General features: G+C 62.4%; 11 protein-coding genes. 9 read left to right on the plus strand and 2 right to left on the minus strand.

The genetic code is table 11. From position 1 onward, the window contains the following. The first annotated feature begins 154 nt into the window (after positions 1–154). Positions 155–1,135: a Bug family tripartite tricarboxylate transporter substrate binding protein gene (locus tag CP49_RS14525; protein ID WP_082646024.1), complete on the plus strand. Its 981-nt coding sequence runs from the start codon at positions 155–157 to the stop codon at positions 1,133–1,135. A 361-nt stretch (positions 1,136–1,496) separates the two neighbouring features. Here CP49_RS14525 and CP49_RS14530 read toward each other — a convergent pair whose 3' ends face one another. Next, positions 1,497–2,399, minus strand: coding sequence for a LysR family transcriptional regulator (locus CP49_RS14530; RefSeq protein WP_057850919.1), 903 nt, complete (start codon positions 2,397–2,399; stop codon positions 1,497–1,499). A gap of 181 nt (positions 2,400–2,580) precedes the next feature. Between CP49_RS14530 and CP49_RS14535 the strand changes: the two genes are divergently transcribed. From CP49_RS14535 to CP49_RS14550, 4 genes are all read left to right on the plus strand, one after another. Then, on the plus strand, positions 2,581–3,018 hold the full coding sequence (locus tag CP49_RS14535) for a cupin domain-containing protein (protein ID WP_057850920.1): 438 nt from the start codon (positions 2,581–2,583) through the stop codon (positions 3,016–3,018). After that, positions 3,015–3,830, plus strand: a complete 816-nt coding sequence (locus CP49_RS14540; protein ID WP_057850921.1) for a cysteine hydrolase family protein — start codon at positions 3,015–3,017, stop codon at positions 3,828–3,830. The genes CP49_RS14535 and CP49_RS14540 overlap by 4 nt, the downstream gene beginning before the upstream one ends. 7 nt (positions 3,831–3,837) lie before the next feature. Next, positions 3,838–5,244 (plus strand): FAD-binding oxidoreductase, encoded by a 1,407-nt coding sequence (locus CP49_RS14545; RefSeq protein WP_057850922.1) that lies wholly within the window; start codon positions 3,838–3,840, stop codon positions 5,242–5,244. Between the two features lie 111 nt (positions 5,245–5,355). Continuing rightward, on the plus strand, positions 5,356–6,201 hold the full coding sequence (locus CP49_RS14550) for an alpha/beta hydrolase (protein ID WP_057850926.1): 846 nt from the start codon (positions 5,356–5,358) through the stop codon (positions 6,199–6,201). Here the strand turns inward: CP49_RS14550 and CP49_RS14555 are convergent, their stop codons facing one another. Beyond that, positions 6,202–6,996: a creatininase family protein gene (locus tag CP49_RS14555; RefSeq protein WP_057850923.1), complete on the minus strand. Its 795-nt coding sequence runs from the start codon at positions 6,994–6,996 to the stop codon at positions 6,202–6,204. Between the two features lie 264 nt (positions 6,997–7,260). Between CP49_RS14555 and CP49_RS14560 the strand changes: the two genes are divergently transcribed. The 4 genes from CP49_RS14560 to CP49_RS47295 all read left to right on the plus strand — a co-directional run. Then, positions 7,261–8,247 carry an ABC transporter substrate-binding protein gene (locus CP49_RS14560; RefSeq protein WP_197423115.1) on the plus strand — a complete coding sequence of 329 codons (987 nt, stop codon included), beginning with the start codon at positions 7,261–7,263 and terminating at the stop codon, positions 8,245–8,247. Between the two features lie 65 nt (positions 8,248–8,312). Then, a complete protein-coding gene (locus tag CP49_RS14565; protein WP_057850924.1) occupies positions 8,313–9,161 on the plus strand; it encodes an ABC transporter ATP-binding protein in 849 nt (282 codons plus the stop codon). Further along, positions 9,158–9,958, plus strand: coding sequence for an ABC transporter permease (locus tag CP49_RS14570; RefSeq protein ID WP_057850925.1), 801 nt, complete (start codon positions 9,158–9,160; stop codon positions 9,956–9,958). Before CP49_RS14565 ends, CP49_RS14570 begins: the two co-directional genes overlap by 4 nt. Beyond that, positions 9,955–10,574 (plus strand): amidohydrolase family protein (locus CP49_RS47295; RefSeq protein WP_245310689.1); only part of this gene is annotated, 620 nt, incomplete at its 3' end. The genes CP49_RS14570 and CP49_RS47295, both read left to right, overlap by 4 nt.

A 10,574-nucleotide genomic window follows, 5' to 3' on the forward strand; every position in this document is an offset into this window, starting at 1 on the left:
GGAATCGAGGTGCGTCATTTGCTTGTCCAGAATTGGACCTCAAGGGCGCCCAAGTGCGCCACGAGGAAACGTTCGGGTACAGGTCGCGCGAGCCACGTGGACAGGTTTGTCCGAGTGGCCACGGTCCGCCGGCCCCCACCCTTTGAGGACACCAATGCTGTTCCGCTCCACCGCCATTGCACTCTGTACATTGTCTGCTCTCGTCATGCAGGCAGCTTCGGCAACTGCAGACAATTATCCTTCCCGTCCGATAACATTGGTGGTGCCTTTTCCGGCAGGGGGCGCAAGTGACGCCATCACCCGTATCCTCGCCGACAAACTGGGAGAGGCTCTTCGCGGCACGATTGTGGTCGAAAACAAGGGAGGCGCCGGCGGCAATATCGGCACGAACAGCGTGGCGAGGGCCGCTCCGGACGGCTACACCCTGCTGCTGAGCTCTTCAGGCCCGCTCGCTGTCAACAAGACGCTGACGACCGATCTTCCCTACGATCCCGAGACCGCTTTCGAGCCGATCTCGCTGATCTCGACCATGCCTAATGTTCTCGTCGTCAATCCGACCAAGATTCCGGCATCCAATGTGCAGGAATTTATCGATTTTGCGAAAGCCAGCCGAGAACAGATCTCATATTCGTCGATCGGCAATGGAAGCTCGCAACATCTTGCCGGCGTGCTGTTCGAGCGCCGGACAGGAACGCGCTTGCTTCATGTCCCCTACCGCGGGGCCGGCCAACTAACCGTCGATCTTGTGTCGGGCGACGTGCCGGCCAGCTTTCAACTCATACCCAACATTGCGAGCCAGTTGCAGGGCGGTCAGATAAAGCCGCTGGCAGTAACCAGTAAGCAACGCAGCAAGGCACTTCCAGACGTTCCCACCATGGCGGAAGCAGGAATTTCGAATCTGGAATCTTTTGCTTGGTTCGGCCTGCTCGTTCCGAAGGGGACCCCAAAGCCGATTGTCGATCGGCTTCACAGCGAAGTGGTCAAGATCATGTCGGATTCGGCGGTGCAGAAACGGATGATCGATATCGGCGCAGATCCCGTCTACACCAGCCAGGCCGAATTCAAGGCTCTGATTTCATCGGAGGTGATCAAGTGGCGAAACCTCATTAGGGAAGCCGGCATCTCCAGTAACTGACGACAATTCGGTAACGCTGGCCGCATTGTGCGTTCGTCCGAAAAACGAGATTACTCCTCAGTCGCAGGTAGCTACCCTGCCCTTGTTACTTGGATCGCGATGAATCCGAACGCGCCGGTCTCGGCCGACCGCTCAGATTTGCCGTCAATAGATTTTTTTGGATCGTGCGGTGCACACGTCGTGCGCACGCTGCCTTCTAACTTATTGAAATTTTTAAACTCTCGCTCCAATCCATCAGAGGAAGTTTGAGCTAGGTTCAGCCAGCGACGTCCAATCGATGACCAGTTGGGCCTTCATGTCGCATTGAGCGCGAAGCGGCTGCGGCCCGCCCCGCAATGACTGCGGGTGACGCACTGGTCGCTCACGCCGCGGCTTCACGCATCATCGCCTTCAGCATTTCCGCGAGCACGCTGGCGATCGCGCTCGTCCCGCGCTCGTGGCCGATCAGCATGAGCGTCTGCGTCTCGTGCGCCAACTCGCGCACCGGCACATAGACCAGGCGGCCGACGCGTCGCTCGAACTCGATGTCGAACGGCGTAAGAAAGGTGATGCCATTATCAAGAATGGCGGCGTGGCGCATGATCTCGATGGCGTTGGTTTCGATGATCGGCAACGGTTCCAGCGAAGCTTTCGCAAATGCCGAATCGAGGTAAGGCCGGATCACGGTCGATCCGTCGGCGATCACCAGCGGATAGTCGATGCAGTCGCCCAGCCGGATCTGGTTGCGCTTGGCGAGCGGATGGCTCGGCGCCATCACCGCGCCGAGCTTGCCGGCGGCGCGAGCCAGCACCTTGAGATGGCTGCCCCGGGTGAAATCGAAGCCGATGCCGAGGTCGGCCTCGCCACTGGCGACCGCGGATTGAATATCCTCACCCGTCGTCAGCAGCGTCAGGCAGAGCCGCACCCGGGGATTGGAGACACGAAACTGCTTGACGGTGCCAGGCACGAGGTTCGAGGCGAGACCGCTCATCATCGCCACCGTGATCTCGCCCCGGCGCAAACCCTTCAGTTCCTCGATCTTGCCCTGGGCGCGGGTCAATTCCTTCAGGGTATGGCGAATATGGCCGACCAGCACCTCACCCGCTGCAGTCAGAATCAGCTTGCGCGGCAGCCTTTGGAAAATGGGCGTGCCGAGCTCGGTCTCAAGCGCAAGAATCTGGCGGCTGATGGCGGAGGCCGCGACGTTAAGATGGCTCGCAGCCTTGCGGATCGATCCGGTGCGCGCCACCTCGTCCACATAGGTCAACAGGCGGCTGTGCAGCATCCCCTTGCTCCTGCTTGAAAAAAGTCCTCGCTCCGAAGCGATGCTGTTACGTTGCCTGAAAGGCAACAGTGTTTGCGAAATAAAGCGCTTTTGTGCAAGCCTTTCGGCGTGCTGAATCCATCGTGGCTCGTCACGCGTATGCCCCGCGCCGTCGAACCGACCGCAATCAGGAGTCTCCTCTATGGCGTTCAGCGTCGAAAACCTCGCTCAGTCCAAGGCCTTCCGCATCTCGCCGACGGACACCAACTATTTCGTGATGCTGTTCGATCATGAGAGTGACCGGATCGACAATATCTTCGTCATCGAGATCTTCCGGCCGGGCGGCGCGACGCCGCCCAACGAACATGCGGCCGCGCACGAATTCTTCCATGTGCTGCACGGCGAAGGCGTCGCGCGCTGCGACGACAAAACACTGCCGATAAGAAAGGGCGACTCGCTGCTGCTGCATCCCGGCTCCGAGCACGTGATCGAGAACACCGGGGCCGGCAAGCTGTATTGCCTGACGGTGATGACACCGAACGAAGGCTTTGCCGAATTGATCCGCGGCGGCGAACCGGTCGAGGTCGAGGCCGACGACATCGCTGTGCTGCAGGGACGCGACGTGGCGGGTCAACGATGACCAATATCCGCCTCCAACCGGTCGATGATCTCGTGCCACTCGGCGCCAGCGCGCGCAATCGCTGGTCAGTCTCGGCGACCCAGGCAAACCTTGTGCGGCCGCCGATCGTGCCGCAGCCGGTGACGATCGATGTCGGGGCCAAGCTCGTGACCTTCGATCTCGCGCGTACCGCCATCATCGTCATCGACATGCAGAACGACTTCTGCCATCCGGACGGCTGGCTCGGCCACATCGGTGTCGACGTGACGCCGGCACGCGCGCCGATCGCGCCGCTGCAACGGCTGTTGCCGGTGCTGCGCGGTATCGACGTGCCGGTGATCTGGCTCAACTGGGGCAACCGGCCCGATCGGCTCAACCTCAGCCCAGCTCTGCTGCATGTCTACAAGCGGTCCGGCACAGGCATCGGCCTCGGTGACCGGCTGCCGGGCTCCGGTGCGCGAGTGCTAGAACGCGGCAGCTGGTCGGCTTCGATTGTCGAGGAGCTGACCGTCGAGTCCACCGACATTCATGTCGCCAAGTATCGCATGTCAGGATTCCAGGACACCGAACTCGATAGCATCCTGCGCAACCTCAATGTCACGACGCTCTTGTTCGCCGGGGTCAATGCCGACCAGTGCGTACTCTGCACGCTGCAGGATGCCAACTTCCATGGCTACGACTGCATGCTGCTGCGCGACTGCGCAGCCACCACCTCACCGGACTACTGTATGGCTGCGACCGTCTACAACGTAAACCAATGCTTCGGCTTCGTGCTGGAGTCTTCCGTCCTTACCGCTGCCCTCGCCAGCCGCGGGCCGCGATTGCCGAGGTAAGCGCGCCATGAACGATCTCACGCCCTTTGACGCCTCATCCAACCGGCATCCATCGACAGATAGACTAGCATCGCTGCTCGCCAGTCTCGGCGATATCCCGGTCGTGACTGATCCCACTATCGTGCGCCGACGCTCGCGCGATTTCTTCTGGTACAGCCCGGTCCTCAACGATCAGCTCAACGACAAGTCGGCCGATCTGATCGTCGCGCCACGCGACGAGGCCGATATTGTTCGCGTCGTCGCGGCCTGCGTACGTCACCGTGTGCCACTGACAGTGCGGGCCGGTGGCACCGGTAATTATGGCCAAGCCGTACCGCTCGCCGGCGGCGTGCTGCTCGACGTCACCGCGCTTGACACGATCGAATGGATCAGACCCGGACAGATCCGCGTCGGCGCCGGTGCAAAAATGAATGCGATCGACGCCGCTACACGGCCCTCCGGCTATGAGCTGCGGATGCATCCCTCCACCAAGCGTACCGCGACCATTGGCGGGTTCGTCGCCGGCGGATCCGGCGGCATCGGCTCGATCACCTATGGCGGCTTGCGCGAACCCGGCAACATCCTCGCCGCGCGCATCGTCACCATGGAGCCAGAGCCCCGCATCATCGAACTGCGCGACGACGCGGCGCAGAAGATCAACCGTGCCTACGGCACCACGGGCATCATTACCGCGCTCGAAATGCCGCTGGCGCCGGCGTGGCCATGGATCGATGTGGTGGTCGCTTTCGACGATTTCCTGGCCGCGGTCGAATTCGGCCAGGCGGCGGCGCTTTCCGACGGCATCGTCAAGAAGCTGCTATCGCCCATCACATGGCCGCTGCCATCCTATTTTGGTGCGCTGAAATCCTGTTGTCCCGAGGGCAAGAGTATCCTGATCGCGATGATCGCTGAGCGCTCGCTGGAACACTTCAAGAATCTGCTCGGCGATCGCGGCACCATTACCCTGGAGATGCCGACTGACGAAGGCCCCGGCAAGGTGCCGCTGTACGAATACACCTGGAATCATACCACCCTGCAGGTGCTCAAGAACGACCGCAGTGTGACCTATCTGCAATGCCTGTACCCTCATGACCGGCTCCTGCAGAAGGTTGAGGAGATGCGCACGATGTTTCCGGACGAGGTGCTGCAGCATCTCGAGTTCATCCGTTTCAACGGCCAGTTGACCTGCAGCGGACTGCCGGTGGTGCGGTACAGCGACGCGGAGCGGCTAAACGAGATTATCCGCCTGCACGAGGCGCACGAGGTCCATATCGCCAATCCGCACGTATACACCGTCGAGGACGGCAGCCGCTACAAGCGCGTCGACGTCGATCAGCTTGGATTCAAGCACGAAGTCGATCCCTACGGCCTGCTCAATCCCGGCAAGATGCGCAGCTTCGTGGCGGAGCGTGACGGGCCCATGTCGACCGACTGATGGGGGTCAGGAGTGCTCGCTGCAATCGCAGCTGCTATGACGGATCCAGCCTTATGAAGGACGATTTTAGGCAAGGTGGATTCGCGATCAACGGCATTCAAGGACATCACGATGGCGACGGTATTCGGCGAGACGAACTGGCGATCGATGAGCCAGGAGCAGCGCGACCTCGGGCTCAACAACAGCGCCGCCGTTCCGGGCAGTGCCGAACTTGTCGCGAGCTGGGAGCAGCGCTCCGCCGCCGTGCGGGACAAGCAGTCCGCGCATCTCGACTTGAGATACGGTCCACGCGACCGTAATCGGACCGATTTCCTCAAGGCCGCCGACGGCGGCCCGACGCTGGTGCTGATCCACGGCGGCTACTGGCAGATGCGCTCGAAGGAAACCGTCAGCTGGTTCGCCGAGGGACCGATGGCTCACGGTATCAATGTCGCGCTGATCGGCTACACCCTGGCGCCGGAGGCGACCATGGACGAGATTGTTTTCGAGATCCATCGGGCTCTCGACGCCCTGGTTGAACAGCTTCCCGCGCTCGGCGGCGACCCGAGCCGTATTGTCGTATCCGGCTGGTCGGCAGGTGGACATCTGGCGGCGATGGCGCTATCGCATCCGCGTGTAAAGGCAGGCATTGCGATCAGCGGCATCTTCGATCTCGAACCGATCCGCCACAGCTATCTCAACGTCAAGCTCAAGCTCGACGAAGCGATGTCGCGGCGCAATTCGCCGCTGCTGCACTCAGCAGGCCCTTCGGCGCCGCTGGCGCTGGTGGTCGGCGGGGCCGAACTGCCGATGCTGCGCCAGCAGACCGCCGAAATGGCAGCGCATCGCGCCGTCAATGGATTGCCGGTGAGCTATGAGGAAATTCCCGGCGCCGACCACTTCTCGGTCATGCTCGCGCTGGGCTCGCCGATCGGGCGGATCACGACCCTGATCCGGCAGCTGTTCGAGCGCGGTTGATCAGCGCGGCAGCTTCGCCGCCTTCACGTCGTACAGGAGCTTGATGAACTCCCCCGAGGCGTGCTCGGCGGTGAGACGGCCCTTGTCGGCGGTGGCCTTGTGCGCTTCGCCGACCGCGCCATCGGGATTGAGGTCGCCGGCGATCCAGGCATAGGCAATGAATCCGGTCGGTCTGAGATGGTCGAAGGCCGCTTCGTCGTCCTCGGCAACGGACCGGAAGTCCTGTGCGCGCGCCATGTCGACCAGCTCCGGGCGGAAATGCAGCATCAGCGAGGTCTCGACGTCACCGCCGTGAATGCCGAATTCCAGCTCGCGCTCGCTGTAGAGGCCGGCCGGCTTGCCGAGCCGCGACCAGGCAGACTTGACCACCAGCATGTCGGCGCGCACGCGCAGTTCGCGCGCGATGATGCCCATCACCTCGTCGTTGCCGCCGTGCGAGTTGACGATCACGAGTTTCCGCACGCCGGCGCGCGCGACCGACAATCCGAGCTCGGTCCAGGCCTCGATCAGCGTCGCCGCCGACAAGGTCAAGGTGCCGGGCATCCGCAGATGCTCGTTGGATTTTCCGACCTGCTGGACTGGCAGGATCCGGATGTCGAGATCATCGGGCAGACGATCGACCAGTGTCTCGAGCATGCCACGGTTGATCGCCGCGTCGACGCCAACCGGCAGATGCGGCCCGTGCTGCTCGATGGCGGCGATCGGAAGGATGGCGATGGTGCTCTCTGGATCGAGGCTTTCGAATTCACGCGAGGCGTATTCGTCCCACCAGACCCGGCGGCGCGGCTTGTCCATGTTCGGCTCCTTTTCACGCCGCACCGCGCGGTTGCGGCGCGCACGACCATGATGTCCGACTATGGCATCGCGGAGCCGTTGACAATGGTGCGCAGTGGCGTGGCCCGGGGTTTCTATGCGTTGCCTAAAAGGCAACGTATGCCTCGAATCAAAATGCTTCCGGATGACAGACGACGCGTGCATCTTTTGCAGTGCCGGGAACGCTGCCACCGGGATTCCGCCGCCATCGGAATTCCATCCGATCGAGATCACACCGAGGTTGCCATGAACGCCGTCATGACCATCGTGTCCCGCGCCCTGCTCGTCACCGCGGCTTGCCTTGCCTTCGTCGCCCCGTCGACCGCCGCCGATAAGGTGACATTTCTGACCAGCTGGTTCGCCCAGGCCGAGCATGGCGGCTTCTACCAAGCCAAGGCGACCGGGCTTTACGAGAAGGCCGGGCTCGACGTCACCATCAAGATGGGTGGACCGCAGGTGAACGGATCGCAGCTCCTGCTGGCCGGCGAGACGGATCTCCTGATGGGCTACGACATCCAGGTGCTGAAGGGCCGCGAACAGGGACTGCCGCTGGTGACGGTGGCCTCCTCGTTCCAGTTCGATCTGCAAGGCATCATGGCCCATGACGACGTGGCAGAACTCGCCGCCTTGAAAGGCAAGCCGATCCTGATCTCCGGTTCGTCGCGGACCACGTTCTGGCCGTGGCTGCGCGCCAAATACGGCTACACCGACGACCAGATCCGCGCTTACACTTTCAACCTGCAACCGTTCTTTGCCGACCCCACGGTGTCGCAGCAGGCCTATCTCTCGTCCGAACCGTTCCAGGTGCAGCAGCAGGGCGTCAAGGCAAAATTCTTCCTGTTCGCCGACGGTGGCTATCCGCCCTACGGCTCGACGATCGTGACCACCGAGAAGATGCTCGCCGAGAAGCCCAATGTGGTGGCGCGCTTCGTCAAGGCATCGCTCGAGGGCTGGCGTGACTACCTCAAAAACCCGGAACCGGCCAACGCCCTGATCAAAGTCGACAACCCGAAAATGACCGACGCCCAGATCGCATTCGCGATCGACAAGCTGAAGCAGACCAAAGCGCTCGACGGCGGCGATGCCGCCACCGGCGGAATCGGCATCATGACGGCTGCGCGATGGAAGCAAACCTATGACTTCCTGGTCACCGCCAACCTGCTCGATCCAAAGACCGAATGGCAAAAGGCGTTCACCGATCGCTTTGTCAAGGATCTGAAGATCGGATTCTAGCGCACGACGCGCAGGCGCGAAGCTTGCAACGGTCCGGTGATGATTACCCCGCAAAGAAGTCTATCATGAATGCTCCCTTACCCAGCGACCCCCTGGACGCACACACCACGCGCCGCGCAGCCGATCGTCCGCCGGCGGTCGAAGTGCTGTCCGCGGAAAAGATCTTCGCCAACGGCACCCGTGCCCTGGCACCGATCGACCTCACCATCGCCGAGGGTGAATTCCTCACTTTGATCGGCCCGTCCGGTTGCGGCAAAAGCACGCTGCTCAAGCTAATCGCCAATTTGATCCAGCCATCGGACGGGCGGATTTTGTGGTGGCGCGGCGATTTCGGACAGGTGGGCCAGGGCGGCCGCGGTCTCGCCTTCGTATTCCAGGAGCCGACCCTGATGCCCTGGGCGCGGGTCGACGCCAATGTGCGGCTGCCGCTCGATCTCGCGGACGTGCCACGCGGCAAGGCCGATCCGCGGGTCAGCGACGCTCTCGCCCGGGTCGGCCTCTCGGCCTTCGCACGGCATTTCCCGCGCCAGCTCTCCGGCGGCATGAAGATGCGGGTGTCGATCGCGCGCGCGCTCGCCACCGATCCGAACCTGCTGTTGATGGACGAGCCATTCGGCGCGCTCGATGAATTCACCCGCAACAAGCTCGATGATGATCTGGTCAAATTGTGGTGGGAACGCAAGTTGACCACGGTGTTCGTCACCCACTCGATCTATGAGGCCGTGTTCCTGTCGACCCGGATCGTGGTACTCGCCGCGAACCCCGGCCGCATCTTCCGCACCATGACCATCGATGAACCGCAACCACGCAGCCAGGATTTCCGCGACAGCGCCCGGTTCGCCGCCTACTGCCGCGAACTATCGACCTGGCTTGCCGAAGCGTCGTTGCCGTCGGCATCGGGAGTTACGCCATGAAGCCGCTGTTGCAATCGGAGACTTTCGTACGAATCGCGGCGCCGCTCGCGGTCGGCGTGGCGCTGCTCGCGGTCTGGGAAATCGGCTGCCGCCTCGGCTCAATCCCGGTCTATCTGTTTCCGAAACCGAGCGACATCCTCGCCAGTCTGATCAAGAATGGTCCGTCGCTGCTGCGCGCACTGCTGATCACCTTACGCATCACCCTGCAGGCGTTCGCCGCTGCCGTTGTGCTGGGAACGCTGATCGCCTTCATGTTCGTGCAAAGCCGCGCCATTGAGGTCAGCCTGTTTCCCTATGCGGTGCTGCTGCAGGTCACGCCGATCGTGGCGATCGCGCCGCTGATCATCATCCTGGTGAAGAACACGCAACTCTCACTGACGGTGTGCGCGACGTTAGTGGCGCTCTTCCCCATCATCTCCAACACCACGCTGGGCCTGCGCAGCGTCGATCCCGGGCTCGCCAGCTATTTCCGCATGAACCGTGCCAGCCGATTGAAAACCCTGGTGCGGCTGCGGATTCCCGGCGCTCTACCGTACTTCTTCGGCGGCCTGCGCATTTCCTCCGGGCTCGCGCTGATCGGCGCAGTGGTCGCCGAGTTCGTCGCCGGCACCGGCGGCCGCTCATCAGGACTTGCCTACGAGATTCTCGATGCCGGATTCCAGCTGGATATTCCCAGGATGTTCGCCGCACTGTTCCTGATCACCGTTACCGGCGTGTTGCTGTTCGGCGCGATGGTGGGACTGTCCAAGCTCGCGCTGTCGAATTGGCACGAGAGCGAGATCGGAGCCGAAGCATGAACGCATTGCTGATCGAGAACGCCGAGGGAATTTTCACCGGCCTCGCTGGCGATGCGATGCGCGCCCAAGGATCGATCCGGATCCGCGACGGTGTCATCACGGCGATCGGCGTGCTCACGCCGGAGAGCAGCGAACGAAGGCTGGATGCCTCCGGTTGCGTGATCTATCCCGGCTTGATCTCAACCCACCACCACCTATTCCAGAGCGTGTTGAAGGGGGTGCAGGCCGGCATCAATCAGCCGCTCGCTGGCTGGCTGCGGTCCGTACCCTATGCTTACTGGTCAAAGATCGACGAGCAGGCGCTGGCGGTCGCGGCCCGGATCGGCCTTGCCGAGCTTCTGCTGTCCGGCACCACGACCGTCGCCGATCACCATTATCTGTTTAGCGATACGTACCGGTTCGATCCGGCGGCGGTGATCTTCGAAGCCGCCCGCAACCTCGGGCTGCGCCTGGTGCTTTGCCGCGGCGGCGGCACCAAGACGAGCCATGTCGGCGGCGGTGACGGAGCGCCGACGCCAGTTGAACCGCTCGAGCGCATGCTGGCCTCGGTCGAAGCCTGCGCCCAGCGTTTTCATGATCCCTCTCCCGCCGGTCTCACCAAGGTTGCGATGGCGCC

The organism is Bradyrhizobium valentinum (assembly GCF_001440405.1).
Classification (GTDB): domain Bacteria; phylum Pseudomonadota; class Alphaproteobacteria; order Rhizobiales; family Xanthobacteraceae; genus Bradyrhizobium; species Bradyrhizobium valentinum.